This is a genomic window from Xanthomonas sp. WHRI 7064 (assembly GCF_040202355.2).
Taxonomy (GTDB): Bacteria; Pseudomonadota; Gammaproteobacteria; order Xanthomonadales; family Xanthomonadaceae; genus Xanthomonas; species Xanthomonas arboricola.
Map to the genome: position 1 here is coordinate 4062512 of NZ_CP167821.1, position 20125 is coordinate 4082636.

Annotated in this window: 19 protein-coding genes; 3 read left to right on the plus strand and 16 right to left on the minus strand. The window is 65.2% G+C overall.

Going from position 1 to position 20125, the window contains the following annotated elements:
• Window position 1: 1 nt before the first annotated feature.
• Complete coding sequence (locus ABQY74_RS17190; RefSeq protein WP_016901004.1) at window positions 2-1354, plus strand: PAS domain-containing sensor histidine kinase; 1353 nt, start codon at window positions 2-4, stop codon at window positions 1352-1354.
• Here the strand turns inward: ABQY74_RS17190 and ABQY74_RS17195 are convergent.
• Window positions 1351-2322: a NosD domain-containing protein gene (locus tag ABQY74_RS17195; protein ID WP_349792472.1), complete on the minus strand. Its 972-nt coding sequence runs from the start codon at window positions 2320-2322 to the stop codon at window positions 1351-1353. The two genes, ABQY74_RS17190 and ABQY74_RS17195, sit on opposite strands and share 4 nt — an antisense overlap.
• A 109-nt stretch (window positions 2323-2431) precedes the next feature.
• Window positions 2432-3796: a bifunctional UDP-N-acetylglucosamine diphosphorylase/glucosamine-1-phosphate N-acetyltransferase GlmU gene (gene glmU / locus ABQY74_RS17200; protein ID WP_024938401.1), complete on the minus strand. Its 1365-nt coding sequence runs from the start codon at window positions 3794-3796 to the stop codon at window positions 2432-2434.
• A 145-nt stretch (window positions 3797-3941) separates the two neighbouring features.
• Here glmU and ABQY74_RS17205 point away from each other — a divergent pair, with 145 nt between their 5' ends.
• Window positions 3942-4325 carry a GtrA family protein gene (locus tag ABQY74_RS17205; protein WP_039518775.1) on the plus strand — a complete coding sequence of 128 codons (384 nt, stop codon included), beginning with the start codon at window positions 3942-3944 and terminating at the stop codon, window positions 4323-4325.
• 42 nt (window positions 4326-4367) lie between these two features.
• On the opposite strand, the gene ABQY74_RS17210 is transcribed toward ABQY74_RS17205, so the two are convergent.
• The 10 genes from ABQY74_RS17210 to ABQY74_RS17255 form a co-directional block, all read right to left on the minus strand.
• The gene (locus tag ABQY74_RS17210; protein WP_349792475.1) at window positions 4368-4937 is read right to left on the minus strand and encodes a chorismate mutase; all 570 of its coding nucleotides are present in this window, start codon (window positions 4935-4937) and stop codon (window positions 4368-4370) included.
• Window positions 4938-5170: 233 nt separating this feature from the next.
• Window positions 5171-5593 carry a F0F1 ATP synthase subunit epsilon gene (locus ABQY74_RS17215; protein ID WP_024938404.1) on the minus strand — a complete coding sequence of 141 codons (423 nt, stop codon included), beginning with the start codon at window positions 5591-5593 and terminating at the stop codon, window positions 5171-5173.
• A gap of 165 nt (window positions 5594-5758) precedes the next feature.
• A complete protein-coding gene (atpD, locus tag ABQY74_RS17220) occupies window positions 5759-7165 on the minus strand; it encodes a F0F1 ATP synthase subunit beta (protein ID WP_016901010.1) in 1407 nt (468 codons plus the stop codon).
• A gap of 122 nt (window positions 7166-7287) precedes the next feature.
• Window positions 7288-8151 carry a F0F1 ATP synthase subunit gamma gene (atpG, locus tag ABQY74_RS17225; RefSeq protein ID WP_102583529.1) on the minus strand — a complete coding sequence of 288 codons (864 nt, stop codon included), beginning with the start codon at window positions 8149-8151 and terminating at the stop codon, window positions 7288-7290.
• Window positions 8152-8337: 186 nt separating this feature from the next.
• Window positions 8338-9885 (minus strand): F0F1 ATP synthase subunit alpha, encoded by a 1548-nt coding sequence (gene atpA, locus ABQY74_RS17230; protein ID WP_047127371.1) that lies wholly within the window; start codon window positions 9883-9885, stop codon window positions 8338-8340.
• A 47-nt stretch (window positions 9886-9932) separates the two neighbouring features.
• The gene (locus ABQY74_RS17235; RefSeq protein WP_016901013.1) at window positions 9933-10460 is read right to left on the minus strand and encodes a F0F1 ATP synthase subunit delta; all 528 of its coding nucleotides are present in this window, start codon (window positions 10458-10460) and stop codon (window positions 9933-9935) included.
• A 3-nt stretch (window positions 10461-10463) separates the two neighbouring features.
• Window positions 10464-10934, minus strand: a complete 471-nt coding sequence (locus tag ABQY74_RS17240; protein ID WP_016901014.1) for a F0F1 ATP synthase subunit B — start codon at window positions 10932-10934, stop codon at window positions 10464-10466.
• Between the two features lie 113 nt (window positions 10935-11047).
• Window positions 11048-11350, minus strand: a complete 303-nt coding sequence (gene atpE, locus ABQY74_RS17245; RefSeq protein ID WP_002814105.1) for a F0F1 ATP synthase subunit C — start codon at window positions 11348-11350, stop codon at window positions 11048-11050.
• Window positions 11351-11423: 73 nt separating this feature from the next.
• Window positions 11424-12224, minus strand: coding sequence for a F0F1 ATP synthase subunit A (gene atpB, locus ABQY74_RS17250; protein ID WP_016901015.1), 801 nt, complete (start codon window positions 12222-12224; stop codon window positions 11424-11426).
• Between the two features lie 25 nt (window positions 12225-12249).
• Window positions 12250-12615: a hypothetical protein gene (locus ABQY74_RS17255; protein WP_016901016.1), complete on the minus strand. Its 366-nt coding sequence runs from the start codon at window positions 12613-12615 to the stop codon at window positions 12250-12252.
• Window positions 12616-13144: 529 nt separating this feature from the next.
• Between ABQY74_RS17255 and ABQY74_RS17260 the strand changes: the two genes are divergently transcribed.
• On the plus strand, window positions 13145-13957 hold the full coding sequence (locus tag ABQY74_RS17260; protein WP_026064024.1) for a hypothetical protein: 813 nt from the start codon (window positions 13145-13147) through the stop codon (window positions 13955-13957).
• A gap of 210 nt (window positions 13958-14167) precedes the next feature.
• Here ABQY74_RS17260 and ABQY74_RS17265 read toward each other — a convergent pair whose 3' ends face one another.
• The 4 genes from ABQY74_RS17265 to ABQY74_RS17280 form a co-directional block, all read right to left on the minus strand.
• Window positions 14168-15445 carry an amidohydrolase family protein gene (locus ABQY74_RS17265; RefSeq protein WP_181143022.1) on the minus strand — a complete coding sequence of 426 codons (1278 nt, stop codon included), beginning with the start codon at window positions 15443-15445 and terminating at the stop codon, window positions 14168-14170.
• Between the two features lie 370 nt (window positions 15446-15815).
• Window positions 15816-17648 carry a dihydrolipoyl dehydrogenase gene (lpdA, locus tag ABQY74_RS17270; RefSeq protein WP_104589398.1) on the minus strand — a complete coding sequence of 611 codons (1833 nt, stop codon included), beginning with the start codon at window positions 17646-17648 and terminating at the stop codon, window positions 15816-15818.
• Window positions 17649-17664: 16 nt separating this feature from the next.
• Window positions 17665-18312, minus strand: a complete 648-nt coding sequence (locus ABQY74_RS17275; protein WP_054592378.1) for a hypothetical protein — start codon at window positions 18310-18312, stop codon at window positions 17665-17667.
• The gene (locus ABQY74_RS17280; RefSeq protein ID WP_039525251.1) at window positions 18309-20087 is read right to left on the minus strand and encodes a dihydrolipoyllysine-residue acetyltransferase; all 1779 of its coding nucleotides are present in this window, start codon (window positions 20085-20087) and stop codon (window positions 18309-18311) included. Before ABQY74_RS17280 ends, ABQY74_RS17275 begins: the two co-directional genes overlap by 4 nt.
• Window positions 20088-20125 lie beyond the last annotated feature (38 nt).

Here is a 20125-nt window from a genome sequence, read left to right on the forward strand (position 1 = left end):
CATGTGGCAACGTTCCTTCACGTTCTCGCTGTTCTTGCGGCTGTTGCCGGTGCTGGCGCTGGCCGCCGCGCTGCCCTGGTTCATGGCGTACTGGATGGACCGTGGCTGGCAAGTGGCTGCGGTATCAGTGGTGGTGCTGCTGTCGGCCATGTGGTTCAGCCTCAGCCGCGCCACTGCGCCGATGCGCTCGCTGTTTCGTGCCCTGGCCGGCACCACCAGCAGCTACCGCGATGGCGAATACAACTTCGGCGTGTACTGGCGCGGCAACGACGAGCTGGCGCAGCTGGTGCAGGCGCACGCGGAACTGGGCGAGGTGCTGCGCGCGCAACGGCGCAACCTGGTGCAGCGCGAACTGATGCTGGACACCATGCTGCAGAACACCCCGGTGGCGATGCTGCTGGTGGTGGCCGGTGGCGATGGCGTGCGCCGCATCGGTTTTTCCAACAACGCCGCACGCAAGCTGCTGCACGATGGGCGCAAGCTCGAGGGCCAGCACCTGGACGACGTGCTGGCGCGCATGCCCGGCGAGCTGCGCGATGCGCTGGCCCGCGGCGGCGATTGCCTGTTTGCGGTCCGCGAGGACGGCGATGACGAAGACGACGAGCAGATCTATCACCTGTCACGCCGCAGTTTCCATCTCAACGGACGCGGTCACGAGCTGCTGCTGATCCGCACCCTGACCACCGAGCTGCGGCGCCAGGAAGTGCAGACCTGGAAGAAGGTCATCCGTGTGATCAGCCATGAATTGAACAATTCGCTCGCGCCGATCGCCTCGCTGGCGCATTCCGGCGCCGAGTTGCTGCGCCGCGAACGCACCGACCGGCTCGGCACGGTGTTCGAGACCATCGAAGAACGCGCACGTCATCTGGAAGGCTTCATCCGCGGCTACGCCCGCTTTGCCAAGTTGCCGCAGCCGCAGTTGCAGACCATCGAATGGGCACCGTTCCTGGAGCGTTTGCGGCAGCAGATTCCGTTCCAGCTGCAGGGCGCACTGAGCGACGTTTCCAGCCGCATCGATGCCGCGCAGATCGAGCAGGCGCTGCTCAACCTGCTCAAGAACGCGCACGAAGCCTGCAGCGAAGCGCAGCCGCCCAACAGCGATGTCGCCGTGCGCGTCACGCGCGTGCCGCAATGGCTGCGGATCGAAGTGCTGGACCGCGGCAACGGCATGAACGAGGCCGTGCTGCATAACGCACTGATGCCGTTCTACTCGACCAAGCGCAATGGCACCGGGCTCGGGCTTGCGCTCACCCGCGAGATCGCCGAAGCGCACGGCGGGCGCATCTCGCTGCATAACCGCGAACACGGCGGGTTGTGCGTCACCTTGCTGCTGCCGGCTGCGGCGGCCGGCTAGTTGCCGCGCATCGTCCCGCGTTCTTCAATCCGCGCTTGCTTCAACGCACCGCAGGCATCGTCGGCACCGCTGGTGCGGGTGGCGGCGATCGCGCCGTAATAGCCGGCTCCCACGGTGTTGTCGACGAACTGCCCGCCTTGCGACGGACATTCGCCATCGGGCTTGATCCAGTCCGAAAACGCCGCGTACTTGCCGGCCCGGACGAAACGGTTGGCCGCCACGTAGGTGTTGTCGGAGGCATCGCGGGTACGCACGGCATCGCCGTTGACGTCGGTGAAGGTATTGCCTTCGATACGGTTGCCGGACGAGTGGCGCGCCAGGTAGATCGCGTGCACGAAACCCGAGGTCCGAGTATCGTTTTCGATCGACACGAAGCGATTGCGTTCGATGCGGTTGTCGCGCGAGTTCTGCAGGCGGATCGCCGCGAACGAATAGGCGGCCTCACTGCTGCTGCCATGGACACCGCCGATCCGTTCGAAGGTCATGTTGCGGATGATGTTGCCGCTGTTGCCGTCCGCGCTGCGCTTGCTGCTGCCCAGGTCCATCGCCATCCAGTAGTTGCTGACCTTCAACCCGATGAAGGTCAACCGGGTGGCAGCATCGCCGCCGCCCTTCAGCGTGAACCAGGTCGCGCCACCGCGCCCGTCGAACCACGGTGGCGCGGCTGCGTCGGACGCGGCGATAAAGCGAATGGGCGCCCCGTTGGTGAACGTCCATTGCACCGACTGCCGCAGATACGTGCCGGCGGCGATCACCACGTCCACCGCGCCGCTGGGCCGCTGCTCCAGCAGCCGCTGCTGGGCGGCCGCCAGACTCCGCACCGCGGTCGTTGCGCTGGTGCCTGCCGCCGCATCGTTGCCGTCCGGTGCCAGATACAGCCGGTACGTCTGCGCATGGGCCGCAGCTGGCAGCACTGCCGCCAATAGCAGCAGCCATGTCACCAGCAACGCGCAACGTGGCGTTCGCATCGTCTACCTCCTGAGCCATCGTGACGGGCATAGCCTATGCATGGCATCGCTTTACAGCAGCTGTGCGCGCTGCAGCGACGTGCAGCCAGGCCGCACGCCTGCAGGCAAGCTACTTCTTGGTCGGGCGTTCCCAGCCTTCGACCACGGTCTGACGCGCACGCGTGACGCTGAGCTGGCCGGCAGGCGCGTCGCGGGTGATCACCGAGCCCGCACCGATGGTGGCCATGGCACCGATCTCGATCGGTGCCACCAGTGCGCTGTTGGAACCGACAAAGGCGCCATCGCCGATGCTGGTCTGCGACTTGTTCACCCCATCGTAGTTGCAGGTGATGGTGCCGGCGCCGATGTTGACCTTGCTGCCGATCACCGCATCGCCCAGGTAGGTCAGATGGTTGGCCTTGCTGCCCACGCCCATCGTGACCTTCTTGGTCTCGACGAAGTTGCCGATGTGCACGCCATCGGCCAGCACGGTGCCGGGACGCAGCCGCGCGAATGGACCAATCTGCACCGCCCCTTCCGTCACCACGCCTTCCAGATCGCAATGAGCGCGCACCTGCGTGCCGGCGCCGAGCGTCACATCGCGCAGGCGCACGAACGGACCGATCACCACGCCATCGCCCAGCGTCACATCGCCTTCCAGGATCACGTCGATATCCAGCTGCACATCGCTGCCCACGGTCACCGTGCCGCGCTGCTCCACGCGCGCCGGGTCGGCCATGCGCACGCCCTGCAGGCAGAGCGCACGGGCGGCACGCAGCTGCCAGGCGCGTTCCAGCTGCGCCAGTTGCCAGGGGTCGTTGGCGCCTTCCACATCCTGCGCGTCGGCCACATGCACCATGTCGGCCGGGGTGAAATCGGCGGCGGCGCTGGCAAACACGTCGGTGAGATAGAACTCGCCCTGCGCATTCTCGTTGGACAGGCCGGCCAGCCAGCGGCGCAGCGCCGTGGACTCGGCAGTGAGGATGCCGGTGTTGATGGTGCGGATGCGGCGCTGCTCGTCGTTGGCATCCTTCTGCTCGACGATCGCGGCCACCTTGCCCTCAGCATCGCGCAGGATGCGGCCGTAGCCGGTAGGATTGGGCACATCGGCCACCAGCACCGCCATGCGCCCGGGTGCGTGCAGCAGCTGCAGCAGGTCCTGCGACTGGATCAGCGGCACATCGCCGTACAGCACCAGCACCGTGGCCGCATCCGGAATCGCATCCATCGCCTGCTGCACCGCATGCCCGGTACCCAGTTGCTGCCGTTGCTCGGCCCAGTGCAGATCGCCCTGCGCGGCAAATGCCGCCTGCACCTGCTCGCCGCCGTGCCCGTGCACCACATGGATCGCTGCCGGCTGCAGCTGCCGCGCCGTGGCGATCACATGTGCCAGCATCGGCTGGCCCGCCAGCGGCTGCAGCACCTTGGGCAGGGACGAGCGCATGCGCTTGCCCTCGCCCGCGGCCAGGATCACGACGTGCAGGGGCAGAGTCATCGAAGCGTTCCAGAACATGGGAGAGCCAAATTCTAGTCGCTGTCCCGGTAGTGCGTCGTGTCCTGCCTGCAGCACGCGCAACGATGACACTTTTCAAGCGCCGCTGCCGTTAGCATGAGCGCCCTTTAACGATGACACGGCCTGCATGAGTCTGTTCCGCCAAGGCAGCCAATTCATGATCATTGGTGCCCTACAGCTGGCGGTGGATTGCGGCATCTTCATCGCCGCCACCGCGGCCGGCATGCCCGCCGTGCCTGCCAATCTGCTCGGGCGGATCAGTGGCGCGGTGCTGGGCTTCTGGCTCAACGGCCGCTACACCTTTGCCCAGGAAGGCGGCGCACGTCTGGGTTGGCCGCGTTTTCGCCGCTTTGCGCTGATGTGGCTGGCGCTGACACTCATCAGCACCTGGCTATTGTCGGTAACGGTGGATCTGGTCGGCCTGCGCCAGGCCTGGCTGGCCAAACCGCTGGTGGAAGGCGGCCTGGCGATCGTGTCGTTCTTCCTGGGCCGGCACGTGGTGTATCGCTGAGCGAGCGTCCCTGAGCCCGGGCAGTGTCGGACCCGGCACGTATCAGTGGCAGAAATCGCCCAGGCTGCGTACCAGCGCCGCGCGATGCAGCGCGTCCAGCTGCCATTGCGCGGCGTAATGGGCCGCCGCACGCGCGGTGCTTGTCGCGCATTGCGGCGCTGCGCGTGCCGGCGCGACCTCGGCCAGTGCATCGAGCAATTCGCCTTGCAGTTGATCCAGACGCGTGCGCAGGCTCGTCAGATCCGGACGCGCCGTGTCCGGTGCGCGTCCGCGTTCGCGCCAGTGGTTCAACAATGCGTATTGCACCGCCTTGTTGGCCTCGATCTGCGCGGCGAAGAAGCGCGCCGCATTGTCGGCATCCAGCCCATGCGCAGGCGCCTGCTCGCGCACACTCTGCAGCACCGCCGCCTCGCGGGTCTGGTCCAGCACCGGCTTGCCGCTGTCCCACTTGCTCAGCGCCACCGCATCGCCGATGGCATTGCGTTGCACGATGCGATCCAGCAGCGGATCCAGCGGCGGCTGGCTGCGTGCAGGCAGCGCGCACCCCAGCATCGCCACGGCCAGCAGGCCGCTCAACGCGTAACTACGAAAGCCATCGATCGTGCGGGTCATCGGGTGTTCCTCGACGTGCGTGAGTGAGGGGCCGCGCCACCTGCAGCCGGCGGCACAGCGCAAGGCAGGCAGTGTGCCTGCTGTGCCCAGGCATGGGGGCGGCGCCACGCACACGCAGCTCCAGAAACGAAAACGCCGACCCTGGGGTCGGCATTTTCACTCCACACCGGCGTGCGGCGCTGCATCGGGTATCACGTTTGCGTGCGCTAGCAAATGCGCGCACGCCCGCGTGCTTAGTGCTTGAGATTGCGACGCAAGCGTTCCAATGCCTGCAGCTGCACGGTCGCCTCGGCGAGCCGACGCTGCGCATCGGCCACATCCACCGTGTCGCCACGGTTGGCCAGCAGACGCTCGGCCTCTTCCTTGACCTTGCGCACGGCGGCTTCGTCGATGTCCTGCGCGCGCACCGCGGTGTCGACCAGCACGGTCACCACCTGCGGCTGCACTTCCAGGATGCCGCCAGAAATGGCGAAGTCCAGCTGTTCGCCGCTGGCGGTGGTGACCACCACCTTGCCCGGCTTCAGGCGCGTGATCAGCGGTGCGTGCTTGGGCGCGATGCCCAGCTCACCCAACTCGCCGGTGGCCACGACCAGCGTCGCCTCACCGTGGAAGATTTCCTTCTCGGCGCTGACGATGTCGCAACGGATAGTGCTCATGGTGCCTCACTCTGTGAGGCGGGGAATCGGGAATCGGGATTCGGGAATGGGAAGAGCGGCTGGCTGCGCACGCTTCCTGGTTCCTGCACTCCGACTCGCCTACAACCCGCCTTTACGATTCCCAATTCCCGATTCCGATTCCAGCCGCACAGCGGCTGGAATCCATCAGGCCTTGGCGCTCATCTTGTTGGCTTTCTCGACGGCTTCTTCGATGCTGCCGACCATGTAGAACGCCTGCTCCGGCAGGTGGTCGTACTCGCCGTCGCAGATCGCCTTGAAGCCGCGGATGGTGTCCTTCAGCGAGACGTACTTGCCCGGCGAGCCGGTGAACACTTCGGCCACGTGGAAGGGCTGGCTGAAGAAGCGCTCGATCTTGCGTGCGCGCGACACCGACTGCTTGTCTTCTTCGCTCAGCTCGTCCATGCCCAGGATCGCGATGATGTCCTTCAGTTCCTTGTACTTCTGCAAGGTCTGCTGGACGCGCTGGGCGGTGTCGTAATGCTCGGTGCCGATCACGAGCGGGTCCATCTGGCGGCTGGTGGAATCCAGCGGATCCACCGCCGGGTAGATACCCAGCGAAGCGATGTTACGGCTCAGCGTGACGGTGGAGTCCAAGTGGGCAAAGGTGGTCGCCGGCGACGGGTCGGTCAGGTCGTCCGCAGGCACGTACACGGCCTGGATCGAGGTGATCGAACCGCTCTTGGTCGAGGTGATGCGTTCCTGCAACACGCCCATTTCCTCAGCCAGGGTCGGCTGGTAGCCCACTGCCGACGGCATGCGGCCGAGCAGCGCGGACACTTCGGTACCGGCCAGCGTGTAGCGGTAGATGTTGTCCACGAACAGCAGCACGTCCTTGCCCTTGCCGTTCTCGTCCTTCTCGTCGCGGAAGTACTCGGCCATGGTCAGGCCGGTCAGCGCAACGCGCAGACGGTTGCCCGGCGGCTCGTTCATCTGGCCGTACACCATCGCGACCTTGTCCAGCACGTTGGAGTCTTTCATCTCGTGGTAGAAGTCGTTGCCCTCACGGGTACGCTCGCCCACGCCGGCAAACACGGACAGGCCCGAGTGCGCCTTGGCGATGTTGTTGATCAGTTCCATCATGTTGACGGTCTTGCCGACGCCGGCGCCGCCGAACAGGCCGACCTTGCCGCCCTTGGCGAACGGGCACATCAGGTCGATGACCTTGATGCCGGTTTCCAGCAGCTCGGTGCTGGAGGACTGGTCTTCATACGACGGCGCAGCGCGATGGATTTCCCAATGGTCCGACGCCTGCACGTCACCGGCTTCGTCGATCGGACGACCCAGCACGTCCATGATGCGGCCCAGCGTCCCGGCACCGACCGGCACCGAAATCGCGCGCTCGGTGTTGGTGGCCAGCAGGTTGCGCTTCAGGCCGTCGGTGGAGCCGAGCGCAATCGTGCGCACCACGCCATCGCCGAGCTGCTGCTGCACTTCCAGGGTGATTTCGGTGCCTTCGACCTTCAACGCGTGATAGACCTTCGGCACTTCATTGCGCTGGAATTCGACGTCGACGACCGCGCCGATGATCTGAACGATCTTGCCCTGACTCATTTGGATAACTCCACTAATGTCTGTTCGATTCTTGTGTCGGGAATAGGGAAACGGGAGTCGGGAATGGGAAGATCAAGTGCTGCTGCTTCGACCATTCCCGATTCTCCATTCCCTATTCCCGGCTATACGGCGGCCGCGCCGCTGACGATTTCCGAAATTTCCTGGGTGATCGCCGCCTGACGCGCCTTGTTGTAGACCAGTTGCAAGGTGCCGATCATCTTGTTGGCGTTGTCGCTGGCGGCCTTCATCGCCACCATGCGCGCAGCATGCTCGGAGGCCACGTTTTCCAGCACGGCCTGGTACACCAGCGACTCGATGTAACGCGTCATCACGTGCTCCAGCACGGTCGCGGCATCGGGTTCGTACAGGTAATCCCAATCGTGGTGCGCCACCTTGTGCTCGGCGGCCGGCAGCGGCAGCAGCTGATCGAAGCTGGCCTTCTGCGTCATCGTGTTCACGAAGCGGTTGTAGACCAGATACACGCGGTCCACCTTGCCCTCGACGAAGGCATCCAGCATCACCTTGATCACACCGATCAACTGCTCGATCTGCGGACTGTCGCCCAGATGGGTGACGCTGCCGACCATGTTGACCTTGATGCGACGGAAGAACGCCGAAGCCTTCTGGCCGATGGTCACCACGTCGATCTCGGCGCCCTTGTCCTGCCACGGGCGCACTTCGCCCAGCATCCTGCGGAACAAGTTGTTGTTCAGGCCGCCGGCCAGGCCGCGATCGGAAGAGATCACGATGTAACCGACCCGCCTGACCTGCTCGCGCTCGACCAGGAACGGATGCTGGTAGTCGGTGCTGGCCTGCGCCAGATGCCCGATCACCTGCTTCATCGCCTGCGCGTACGGACGCGAGGTCTTCATACGGTCCTGCGCCTTGCGGATCTTGGAGGCCGAGACCATTTCGAGCGCGCGCGTCACCTTGCGGGTGTTCTGCACGCTCTTGATCTTGGTTTTGATTTCGCGTCCGCCTGCCATACTCGCTCGCTTCGATGGTGGGATTCGAGATGGGTGATTCGGGATTGGCCAAAGCCGCCGACGTCACCTCACCCACAAACCCCGAGTACCTGAATCTGGAGATCCGAAGTGGTGATCCTGGGCGTTCAAGCCCTCAGATCACCGCTTCTACGAATCCCGAATGTCCAATCCCGACTCCCGGCGCTGTTACCAGCTGCCCGTGGTCTTGAACTCTTCGATGCCCTTCTTGAAGGCAGCTTCGATGTCGTTGTCCCAGCCGCCGGTGCTGTTGATCTTGGAGACCAGCTCACCCTGGGTGTTGGCGAAGTGCGCGTGCAGGCCTTCTTCGAACGCCAGCAGCTTGTTGACCGGCACTTCGTCGAGGTAGCCCTCGTTGACGGCATAGATCGACAGCGCCTGGTTGGCGATGGACATCGGCGCGTACTGCTTCTGCTTCATCAGCTCGGTGACGCGCTGACCGCGCTCGAGCTGCTTGCGGGTGGCTTCGTCCAGGTCCGAGGCGAACTGCGCGAACGCGGCCAGCTCACGGTACTGCGCCAGCGAGATACGGATGCCGCCGGACAGCTTCTTGATGATCTTGGTCTGGGCCGCACCACCGACGCGCGACACCGAGATACCGGCATTCACGGCCGGGCGGATGCCGGCGTTGAACAGATCGGTTTCCAGGAAGATCTGGCCGTCGGTGATCGAGATCACGTTGGTCGGCACAAACGCGGACACGTCGCCGGCCTGCGTTTCGATGATCGGCAGCGCGGTCAGCGAACCGGTCTTGCCGGTCACCGCACCGTTGGTGAACTTCTCCACGTACTCCTCGGACACGCGCGCAGCGCGCTCGAGCAGGCGGGAGTGCAGATAGAACACGTCGCCCGGATAGGCTTCGCGACCCGGCGGGCGCTTGAGCAGCAGCGAGATCTGGCGGTAGGCCACGGCCTGCTTGGACAGATCGTCGTACACGATCAGCGCGTCTTCGCCGCGGTCCATGAAGTACTCGCCCATGGTGCAGCCGGCATACGGGCTGATGTACTGCATCGCGGCCGATTCGGACGCGGTCGCAGCCACCACCACGGTGTGCGCCAGCGCGCCGTTTTCTTCGAGCTTGCGCACGATGTTGGCAACGGTCGAGGCCTTCTGGCCGATCGCCACGTACACGCACTTGATGCCGGTGCCCTTCTGGTTGATCACCGCATCGATCGCCAGCGCGGTCTTGCCGGTCTGACGGTCGCCGATGACCAGCTCGCGCTGGCCGCGGCCGATCGGGATCATCGCATCGACCGACTTGTAGCCGGTCTGCACCGGCTGGTCGACCGACTTGCGCCAGATCACGCCGGGCGCAACGCGCTCAACCGGTGCGGTCTGGCTGGCGCCCAGCGGGCCCTTGCCGTCGATCGGCTCGCCCAGCGCGTTGACCACGCGACCGAGCAGTTCCGGACCGACCGGCACTTCCAGGATGCGGCCGGTGGTCTTAGCCACGTCGCCTTCGCGCAGGTTTTCGTAATCGCCCAGCACCACGGCGCCGACCGAATCGCGCTCCAGGTTCAGTGCGAGCGCGAAGGTGTTGTTCGGCAGTTCGATCATTTCGCCCTGCATCACGTCGGCCAGGCCGAAGATGCGCACGATGCCGTCGGACACGCTGGTCACGGAGCCTTCGTTGCGCGACTCTGCGGACAGCTTGACCGCCTCGATGCGGGTCTTGATCAGGTCGCTGATTTCGGAGGGGTTGAGCGTGGTTGCCATCGTTCAGTCCTAGGTGCCGGCCGCGAGGGCCATGCGTTTATGTGAATTCAGTGGGCGAGCGAGCTTTGCAGACGCGCAAGCTTGCCCTTCAGCGAGCCGTCGATGACCACGTCGCCGGTGTCGATCACCGCGCCGCCGATCAACGAAGCATCCACCGCGGTGGTGATGTCCACCTCGCGGCCGAAACGCTTCTTCAGCGCAGCAGCGATCGTGTCCAGTTCCGCCTGGCTCATTGCAGCCGCCGAGGTCACTGTCGCCTTGACGACGTGTTCGGCTTCGGCCCGCAGTTGTTCGTACAGTCCTGCCACTTCCGGCAGCAGCGACAGCCGCTGCGCGTCGGCCAGCAGGCCGAGGAAACGCAGATAGTCTTCGCTCGCCTGCGGCGGCGCCAGCAACGTCACTGCCTGATCCTGGCCCAGGGCCGGGTTGAGCAGCAGCGCGGCCACGCGCGGGTCGCCGGCCACCTGCGCCGAAAACGCCAGCGCATCGGACCAGGGCGCGAAGTTGCCGCCCTCACGCGCGATCGCAAACGCGGCGCGGCCGTACGGACGGGCAAGTGTGAGGGCCTGACTCATCGATTAAATCTCCGCCGCCAGCTCGTCGAGCAGCGCCTTGTGGGCGTTGGCATCGATTTCGCGCTTGAGCAGCTTTTCGGCACCGCTGACGGCCAGCACGGACACCTGCTTGCGCAGTTCCTCGCGGGCACGCGTGGCGGACGCGTCGATCTCGGTCTGCGCCAGATCCTTCTGACGGTTGGCTTCGGCAATTGCCTCGTGCTTGGCCGCTTCGATGATCTGGTTGGCGCGCGCATGGGCCTGATCGATGATCTCGTTGGCCTTGGTGCGTGCGTCCTTCAGTGCTTCGTTGACCTTTTCCTGCGCCTGCGCCAGATCCTTCTGACTGCGATCGGCCGCAGCCAGACCTTCAGCGATCTTTTGCTGACGCTCTTCGATCGCCTGCAGCAGCGGCGGCCAGATCTTGGTCGCGACGATCCAGATCAGACCGGCGAAGGCCAGCGCCTGGGCAAAGATGGTAAGGGTGATATCCATGGGTCGCTCAATCGCTGTTTAGGGGTGAAAGCGCCACCGCATAGCGACGCTTTCCGACCTTCATCCGCGGACGCAACCGCACGCGGTTGCCTCCACATCCTGCTACCGCTGGATCAGCCGGCAGCCTGCGACAGACGCTCGATGAACACCTGGGCCAGCGGGTTGGCGAAGGCGAACAGCAGGCCGACGGCGACGCTGATGATGAACGCGGCGTCGATCAGGCCGGCGGTGATGAACATGCGGACCTGCAGCACCGGGATCAGTTCCGGCTGGCGCGCAGCCGATTCCAGGAACTTGCCAGCCATGATGGCCAGACCGAGGCCGGCACCCAGCGCGGCCAGGCCGATCATGATGCCGACGGCGAGGACGGTGGAGCTCTGGACTTGAGCGAGGTTGGTCAGGACGGCGAGGTACATGGTGATCTCCGAACGAAAGTTTCTAAGGGTGATGGATGAATCGGGATGAAGCGTATGAAGGGTGCAGCGAAACTCAGTGACTGTCTTCGGCAAGGCTCAGATACACGATCGACAGCATCATGAAAATGAAGGCCTGCAGCGGAATCACCAACAGGTGGAACAGCATCCAGCCGAGGCCGAATACGCCGCCAGCGACCATGCCGGCGATGCCCGCACCGCCCAGCACCCAGATCAGCAGGAAGACGATCTCGCCGCCGAACATGTTGCCGAACAGTCGCATCGCCAGCGAAATCGGCTTGCTCAGCCACTCGACGATGTTCAAAAGCAGGTTGAACGGCATCATCCACTTGCCGAACGGCGCCGTCAGGAATTCCTTGGTCATACCGCCCACGCCCTTGGAGCGCAGCGAGAAGACGATCATCAGGAAGAACACGCTGATCGACATGCCCAGGGTGGCATTGACGTCGGCGGTGGGCACCGGCTTCCAGGCGTGGATGCCGGCCCAGCCCAGCGGGATGGCGATGAAATCGGCCGGGATCATCTTGATGAGGTTCATCAACAGGATCCAGAAGAAGATGGTGATCGCGATCGGCGTCACCAGCTTGCTGCTGCCGTGATAGGTGTCCTTGGCCTGGCGGTCGACGAACTCCAGGCAGATCTCGACAAACGCCTGCCACTTGCCCGGCACGCCGGCGGTGGCATTGCGGGTCGCCGTCCAGAACGCGAAGACCATCACCAGGCCCATCAACACCGCCATGACCAGGGTGTCGACGTGGATGGTCCAAAACGTGCCGCCACCCTCGCGAACCGGATAGATCAGGTTCTGCAAGTGATGCTGGATATAGGAGGTAGGTGTTGCTGCCTCGCCCGCCATGTGTCCGGAGCCCTTTAAGTTCGAATCAACGCCTGGCCAGAGCCAGAACCTGAAAAATCAGCCCGATGGCGATACCCGCCAGCAAGGCCAGAGGAGGCAGCCGCCACAGGCCGAAGCCAAGCGCCAGCGCCACGAAAACCAACACCCACTTCAACACCATCGCCAGAATCAGCCGGACCATGGCAATGCCGGCTGCCTGAATACCGCCACCTAGCGCGGTACGTGCTGCCACCCAACCGCCCAGCACCGTCGCAAACCCGGTCAATGCCAGACCGGCAGAGTAACGGGGACCGACCAACAGCAACCCCAGACTGGTTATAGCTACAGCGGCAAGCGGATATACCGCAGCGCGCAGCATCAACCGCCGACCCGCGTCAACGGAGTTCAGCACTACGGTTACCTTACGTGTGAATGAGTGGGAAGCGCAGATGCGCCTCGTCGAGCCGCGAAAGTATAGCAATGGGACAAATTGCGAGACAACCGGCAGAGGTCATCCGTTGCTGCGTCGCACCATACAGGGGTTGCCGCGGCGGGTGGGAACTTTGCCACAAACCGGCGGTCATAACCGGCGAGGCCTGCACATCCTCGTCGAAAGGTCCTGCCGCAGGTCGCGTATGGGAGCCCCGGAGCACCGGGGCTCCTGCTTTTTACGCATTTTGTCGCACCCTGCGACCTTCCCATCGGCGGTCCAATCGGCCCCCTGTGCTGCGACACCGACCATATCGCTTCGCCATTGGCGCCCGGATTGCGCGGTGTACGACTAAAGTCTGACAGCCTAACGCAGCGGACCGTTTTGTCCGATTGCTATCTCGGCCTTCACAGCAATGCGACAGCTCCTTCACTTATGGAAGACGCGGTCTTATCGAAGATGCGCCGCACAGGCCCAAACGCCTGACCATTCCAAGAATTCGGAGCTCCCCATGAAACACCTTCTCGCACTGGCCATCCCGTGCGTATTGGCTGCCGCCTACGCCGCGCCGGCGCACGCCGAAGATACCGATGACCGCTTCCAGCTCCGTCTGGGTGCGATGAACGTCGACAACGACAACACCATCCGTGGCAACACGCTGGTGGCGGGCAACAACGTGTCGGTCAACGAAGACTTCAAGCTCGGTGGCAAGGAATGGGAGCCGCGCGTCGATGGCGTGTTCCGCATCAGCACCCGCCAGCGCCTGATCTTCGATTACTTCAAGTACGACAAGGATCGCCGCGAGACCCTGACCCAGGACATCAGCGGCGGTGGCGTCACCGTGCCGACTGGCAGCTTCATCAAGGGCGAGCTGAAGTATCAGGTTGCCACCCTGGTGTATGACTACTCGGTCATCGACTCGCCGGAATTCAGCCTGGGCCTGCAGATCGGCGCTGAATACGCCAAGGTCGAAGCCAACGCATACGCCGACCTCGGCAGCGTCTTCAGTGGCGACGTGCTGGACGAAAGCGAAGACGGCGTTGCGCCGGTGGTCGGCATCCGCTTCACCGCACGTCCGAGCGAGCACTGGCTGTTCAACGTGCAGGGCCAGTACCTCAACACCAGCTGGGGCGACTTTGGCGATTACGACGGCGACCTGAGCCGCGCCAACGCGATTGCCGAATACCGCTTCACCAAGAACTTCGGCATCTTCGCCGGCTACGACTGGTTCAAGCTCGACGTCGACCAGCGCGGCAGCGACGGCCTGATCGGCCTGAAGCAGGAGTTCAAGGGCCCGGTTGCAGGCGTGACGTTCGCGTTCTGATCTGCTTCGCAGCCTTGTGATTGATGACGCCCCGCCTTGTGCGGGGCGTTGTCGTTTCAGCCGTAAAAATACGGCTTGAGCGTGCGCGCGCCATCTGCGGCAGCACGCGCATGTGATTGCAGGCGCGCATGTTAGATCGGCTGCGTAAGCTGCTGCGCAGGCCGGTTACGCAAGGTCACGATGCATCGTTCAACGCAGCTGCGCGCCGCCTCAATCGAGCACGCGCTCGCCGCCCTTGATCACGCTGTCCACCTGCATCAACACGTTGACGTCCTGCAGCGGATCGCCGTTCACCGCGATCAGATCCGCGTAGCGGCCCGGGGCGATCGCACCGACATCGGCAGTGCGCCCCAGGGCCTCGGCCGCTTCGGTCGTTGCGGCACGGATCGCCTCCAGCGGAGTCATGCCCCACTCCACCATCTTGGCGAACTGGCGTGCGTTGTCGCCGTTGGGATAGACGCCGCCATCGCTGCCGAATACCAGCTCGACCCCGGCCGCGTGCGCGGCGCGAAAGGTTTCGCGCTGCTTGCGCCCGATCTGGCGTTCCTTTTCCAGCGACTCGGCGAACAGGCCATTCTTTTCGCCTTCGGCCAGGATGTAGTCGTCGTTGTAGATGTCCATCGAAAACCAGGTGCCGTGCGCCTTGGCCAGCTTGAAGGATTCGACGTCGGCCAGGCTGGCGTGCTCGATGGTGTCGGCACCGGCACGGATCGCATCGTTGATGCCGGAGGTGCCATGCGCATGCACGGCGACCTTCAATCCCGGCCGATGCGCTTCGTCGACCAGCGCGCGCATTTCTTCCAGGCTGTACTGCTGCCCGCCGACGCTGTCGGTTTTGGACAGCACGCCGCCGGTGCCACAGAACTTGATCACCTCTGCGCCGTACTTGCGCAGCGTGCGCACCGCGGCGCGGATCGCGTCCGGGCCATCGGCAACGCCGGGGCCACTGACGCGCACCGATGGCGGAAATTCGGTGGCATCGCAATGACCGCCGGTCGCGCCGATGCCGTAGGTGGCCGGTACGATGCGCGGGCCGGGCACGGTGCCGTGCTCGATCGCCTGCTTGAGCGCGACGTCGTCGTAATTGAGCGAGCCGACATTGCGCACCGTGGTAAAGCCTGCGCGCAGCGTCCTGGCCGCATTGGCCACCCCGACCACGGTCCAGAAGTTATCGGTGTACTCCAGGCCCTTGTAGCCCCCCAGCGTGGGATCCACGGTGAGATGCACATGCATGTCGATCAAGCCCGGCAGCAAGGTGCGCTCGCCCAACTCGATGCGCTGCGCCTGTGCCGGCAGCGGGTCGCCTTGCCGGCCGACGCGGGTGACACGGCCAGCGACCACCTCGATCTGCGGCCGCTCCAGATAGCGACCGGCCTGCACATCCAGCAAGCGCGCAGCAGTGATGACGGTGGTCTGTGCGTGCGCGCCCAGCGACGCGCACAGGCAGCCAGCAGCGGCAAGCAGCACCGGCAAACGCATCTTCAACATCGTGGTCATCCCTGAGTCGCGAACGGCATGTCCGCTCACCGATGGTGCAAGCGTGGTGGGGGCTGCGCAAGCGGCGGCGGCGCAGCGCTGCCGTTCAAACCAGCGTGCTGCCACGCATGGCCTCACCAGCCCCTTTACCGCACGCTGCATGCAGCAGCGCGTTTCGCCAGTGCGTTGCCGGTTACGTGCAGCGTCTTGAAGCGGCTATGCGACCGAAGCAAGTCATCACCAGACAGATGCGAACGACGCGCGGCAGTCGCTCGTATGCCTGCCATAGCCCGCTCACAGCAGCGCTCGCGCACAGTGGTGCCCGAAACGACAACGCCCCGCGCGGGGCGGGGCGTTGTCGCTAGCAAGTGCTGACGTGCGCTTACTTCTTCTTCGGGATGTACAGGTCGGTGATGGTGCCGTCGTAGACCTCGGCGGCCATACCGACCGATTCGCTCAGGGTCGGATGCGCGTGGATGGTGTGGCCGATGTCTTCGGCCTCGGCGCCCATCTCGATCGCCAGGCCGATCTCGGCCAGCAGATCACCGGCATGCACGCCGACGATGGCGCCACCGATCACGCGGTGGGTTTCTTCGTCGAAGATCAGCTTGGTGAAGCCTTCGGTGCGGCCGATGCCGATCGCGCGGCCACTGGCGGCCCACGGGAACTTGGCCACGCCGACCTTCAGGCCCTTGGCCTTGGCCTCGGTCTCGGTCACGCCGACCCAGGCGATTTCCGGGTTGGTGTAGGCGACCGACGGAATCACCCGCGCCACCCATTCCTTCTTCTCGCCGGCAGCCACTTCGGCGGCCAGCTTGCCCTCGTGGGTGGCCTTGTGCGCCAGCATCGGGTTACCGACGATGTCGCCGATGGCGAAGATGTGCGGCACGTTGGTGCGCATCTGCCGATCGACCGGGATGAAGCCGCGCTCGGTGATGGCGACGCCGGCCTTGTCGGCGCCGATCTTCTTGCCGTTGGGCGTGCGGCCAACCGCCACCAGCACGCGGTCGTAGGCGGTGGCCTGCAAACCCGGCTTCTCGCCCTCGGTGGCCGCTTCGAACGACACCGTGATGCCGCTGGCGTCGGCCTTGACGTCGGTGGCCTTGGTCTTGAGATGGACCTCCACGCCCTGCTTCTTCAGGCGATCTGCCAGCGGCTTGACCAGGTCCTTGTCGGCGCCCGGCATCAGCTGGTCCATGAACTCGACCACGGTGACCTTGCTGCCGAGCGCGCTGTACACCGTGGCCATTTCCAGGCCGATGATGCCGCCGCCGACCACCAGCAGGGTCTTGGGAATGTCGTGCAGTTCCAGCGCGTCGGTGGAGTCCATCACGCGCTTGTCGTCCCACGGGAAGTTCGGCAGCTTCACCGCCTGCGAACCGGCGGCGATGATGCAGTGCTCGAAGCGCAGCAGCTGGGTCTTGCCGTCGTCGCCGACGATCTCCAGCTCGTTGGGCGACACGAACGATGCCACCCCGGTGACGGTGCGCACCTTGCGCTGCTTGGCCATGCTGGCCAGGCCGCCGGTGAGCTTGCCGACCACTTTTTCCTTGTACTCGCGCAGCTTGTCCAGGGTGATCTTGGGCTGGCCGAAGTCCACGCCGAAATCGCCGGCGTGCGCCACTTCGTCGATCACCGCGGCGGCATGCAGCAGCGCCTTGGACGGGATGCAGCCGACATTGAGGCAGACCCCGCCCAGGCTGGCGTAGCGCTCGATCAGCACCGTATCCAGGCCCAGGTCGGCGGCGCGGAATGCGGCGGTGTAGCCGCCAGGGCCGGCGCCGAGCACCACCATCTTGCATTCGATATCGGCCGGCTTGCCGCTGGCCAGCGCCGGCTTGGACGGCGCCGGTTCGGCCGGGGCGCGATGCGACGGCGTCACCGGCGGCTTGCTGCCGGGCGCGGCGGCGGGCGCCGCAGCCGCAGGTGCGGGCTTGCTGTCGGCCTTGGCGGGCGCAGCCGGTGCGGCGGCCTCGCCTTCGGCTTCCAGCAGCAGCACCAGCGCACCTTCGGACAGGCTGTCACCCACCTTGACCTTGAGCTCCTTGACCACGCCGGCGGCCGAGGACGGCACTTCCAGCGTGGCCTTGTCCGACTCCAGCGTTACCAGGCCCTGATCCTTGACCACGCTGTCGCCGACGGCGACCAGCACTTCGATGACGGGGACATCGCTGTAATCGCCGATGTCGGGAACCTTGATTTCAATGACCGCCATTTGCTTCTCCTGTGGCTCAACCGGCCGTGCCGGCAAGCGTCTGCTGGAGTTCATCCAGCGACGATTCGATTTGGGTCCAGCGCTTGTCGCGCTTCTTTTCCTTGCCTTCGCTGGCTTCGATCAGCAACGCGGCCTGCTGCAGCAGCAACTCGCCGGCGCCGCAGCTCGGGCGGGTGCCGCTGTAACGCACGCCATCGACCTGGAACGACAGCACCTCGCCCTCGCTCACCGGGGCGCTGCGACCGCTCGGCGCCAGTTGCGTCAGTGCGCCGGTCCAGTTGCTGACCAGGCGCCTTGCCAACGCCGCCGGAATCGGGATCTCGACCGTTTCCGGGGTCTGCGCGGTGCGGAACTGCACGCTGCCACGATCGCTCTGGCTGACCCAGCTGTAGACGCGCTCGTCGGCGCGGCTATGCCGCAGGGTCCAGTCGGCACCGTCCTTGCCCGGCACCAGCGACACCCCGCTTTCCACGCCGCGGGTGGGCAGCGTCAGCAACGACAGGCTCGGCCTGGTGCCGGCGTCGAGCAGCGTGGTCACCGCGGTGCCGTAGTTACCCACCGCCGGCGGCCAGCCGCGCCCGAGCGTGCTCTCGCACTCGCGTGCCGCCGCGGATGTCCACGGCAGCACGCCCAGCAGGGCGAAGGTCAGCAGCGCTGCTCTCACAGCAGGACGCGGCGCATGTCGGCCAGCACCTGGCTGAGGTAGGTGGTGAAGCGTGCGGCCAGCGCGCCATCGATGACGCGGTGGTCGTAGCTCAACGACAGCGGCAGCATCAGCTTGGGTGCGAACTCCTTGCCGTTCCATACCGGCTGCATCGCCGACTTGGACACGCCCAGGATCGCCACTTCCGGCGCATTGATGATCGGCGTGAACGCCGTACCACCGATGCCGCCGAGCGAGCTGATCGAGAAGCAGCCGCCGCTCATGTCGGCCGGGCCGAGCTTGCCGTCGCGTGCCTTCTTGGCCAGCTCGCCGCTTTCCTGCGCGATCTGCAGCACGCCCTTCTTGTCGACGTCGCGGATCACCGGCACGACCAGGCCGTTCGGGGTGTCGGCGGCGAAGCCGATGTTGATGTACTTCTTCAAGGTCAGGTTTTCGCCGGCCGCATCCAGCGAGGCGTTGAACTCGGGGAACTTCTTCAACGCCGCGGCACTGGCCTTGACCAGGAAGGCGAGCATGGTCAGCTTGATGCCGGCCTTCTCGTTTTCCTTGTTCAATGCCACGCGCAGGGCTTCCAGGTCGGTGATGTCGGCCGATTCGAACTGGGTGACGTGCGGAATCATCGCCCAGTTGCGTGCCAGGTTGGCACCGGAAATCTTCTTGATGCGCGACAGCGGCTGGGTCTCGGTCTCGCCGAACTTGCTGAAGTCCACCTTCGGCCAGGCCAGCAGGTTCAGGCCGTTGCCGCCACCGGCCGGCGCAGCACCGGCTGCGGCAGGCGCGCCGCCGCTGAGTGCGGCCTTGACGAAGCGCTGCACGTCCTCACGGGTGATGCGGCCGCCCTTCTCGCTGCCCTTGAGCTGGTTCAGATCCACCCCGAGCTCGCGTGCGAACACGCGCACCACCGGGCTGGCGTAGGCCACCTTGGACGGCAGCACGCTGTCGGCGTCGAAGGTCACCGGCGGGCTGGACGGCTGCCCGGCCGACGGCTGGCCGCCCTGCGCAGGCTGCGCGGCCTCGCTGGACCGGGCGCCCTGCACCTGCGCGATCTCGCGCTGGGCCAGCTTGTCCGGCACCGCGGACACGGCGACCGGCTCGACCTTGCCGGCGGTTTCGGCGGTGTCGGTGCTGGGCTTGGCCGGGGACTGCGCCGCACCGGCGCCGCCATCGCTGGCAGCGATGATCGCCACCACATTGCCCTGCGAGAGCGTGTCGCCAACCTTGACCTTGAGTTCCTTGACCACACCGGCGGCCGAGGACGGCACTTCCATCGTGGCCTTGTCCGATTCCAGCGTGACCAGGCTCTGGTCCTTGGCGACGGTATCGCCGACGGCGACCAGCACCTCGATCACCGGGATGTCGGTGTAATCGCCGATATCGGGCACGCGGGCTTCGACCAGGCCGCCGTCCGAGGACGCGGCGGGCGCAGCCGGTTCGGCCTTGGCGGCAGGCGCCGGCGCGGCAGCGGGCGCAGCCTTGGCCGGAGCGGCCGGAGCGGCGGCCGGCGCGGGTGCGGCAGCGCTTTCGGCGCCGGCGTCGGCCACTTCGATCAGCGCGACCAGCGCGCCCTGCGACAGCGAATCGCCGACCTTGACCTTGATCTCCTTGACCACGCCGGCCACCGACGAGGGCACTTCCATCGTGGCCTTGTCCGATTCCAGCGTGACCAGGCTCTGGTCCTTGCTGACCGTATCGCCGACCGACACCAGCACCTCGATTACCGGGACATCGCTGTAGTCACCGATATCGGGGACAAGTGCTTCCTTGATTTCGGCCATACGGGGAACTCCGGCAACAGAATGGGGAAACCCCTATT

What these genes read in the sequence shown, in the direction of transcription:
- ABQY74_RS17240 (WP_016901014.1), bottom strand. Translation starts at nt 10,934, where the DNA reads ATGGATATCACCCTTACCATCTTTGCCCAGGCGCTGGCCTTCGCCGGT.
- ABQY74_RS17260 (WP_026064024.1), top strand. Translation starts at nt 13,145, where the DNA reads ATGAAACACCTTCTCGCACTGGCCATCCCGTGCGTATTGGCTGCCGCC.
- ABQY74_RS17280 (WP_039525251.1), bottom strand. Translation starts at nt 20,087, where the DNA reads ATGGCCGAAATCAAGGAAGCACTTGTCCCCGATATCGGTGACTACAGC.
- atpA (WP_047127371.1), bottom strand. Translation starts at nt 9,885, where the DNA reads ATGGCAACCACGCTCAACCCCTCCGAAATCAGCGACCTGATCAAGACC.
- atpE (WP_002814105.1), bottom strand. Translation starts at nt 11,350, where the DNA reads ATGTACCTCGCCGTCCTGACCAACCTCGCTCAAGTCCAGAGCTCCACC.
- ABQY74_RS17190 (WP_016901004.1), top strand. Translation starts at nt 2, where the DNA reads ATGTGGCAACGTTCCTTCACGTTCTCGCTGTTCTTGCGGCTGTTGCCG.
- ABQY74_RS17210 (WP_349792475.1), bottom strand. Translation starts at nt 4,937, where the DNA reads ATGACCCGCACGATCGATGGCTTTCGTAGTTACGCGTTGAGCGGCCTG.
- ABQY74_RS17205 (WP_039518775.1), top strand. Translation starts at nt 3,942, where the DNA reads ATGAGTCTGTTCCGCCAAGGCAGCCAATTCATGATCATTGGTGCCCTA.
- ABQY74_RS17215 (WP_024938404.1), bottom strand. Translation starts at nt 5,593, where the DNA reads ATGAGCACTATCCGTTGCGACATCGTCAGCGCCGAGAAGGAAATCTTC.
- glmU (WP_024938401.1), bottom strand. Translation starts at nt 3,796, where the DNA reads ATGACTCTGCCCCTGCACGTCGTGATCCTGGCCGCGGGCGAGGGCAAG.
- atpD (WP_016901010.1), bottom strand. Translation starts at nt 7,165, where the DNA reads ATGAGTCAGGGCAAGATCGTTCAGATCATCGGCGCGGTCGTCGACGTC.
- atpG (WP_102583529.1), bottom strand. Translation starts at nt 8,151, where the DNA reads ATGGCAGGCGGACGCGAAATCAAAACCAAGATCAAGAGCGTGCAGAAC.
- ABQY74_RS17235 (WP_016901013.1), bottom strand. Translation starts at nt 10,460, where the DNA reads ATGAGTCAGGCCCTCACACTTGCCCGTCCGTACGGCCGCGCCGCGTTT.
- atpB (WP_016901015.1), bottom strand. Translation starts at nt 12,224, where the DNA reads ATGGCGGGCGAGGCAGCAACACCTACCTCCTATATCCAGCATCACTTG.
- ABQY74_RS17195 (WP_349792472.1), bottom strand. Translation starts at nt 2,322, where the DNA reads ATGCGAACGCCACGTTGCGCGTTGCTGGTGACATGGCTGCTGCTATTG.
- lpdA (WP_104589398.1), bottom strand. Translation starts at nt 17,648, where the DNA reads ATGGCGGTCATTGAAATCAAGGTTCCCGACATCGGCGATTACAGCGAT.
- ABQY74_RS17265 (WP_181143022.1), bottom strand. Translation starts at nt 15,445, where the DNA reads ATGTTGAAGATGCGTTTGCCGGTGCTGCTTGCCGCTGCTGGCTGCCTG.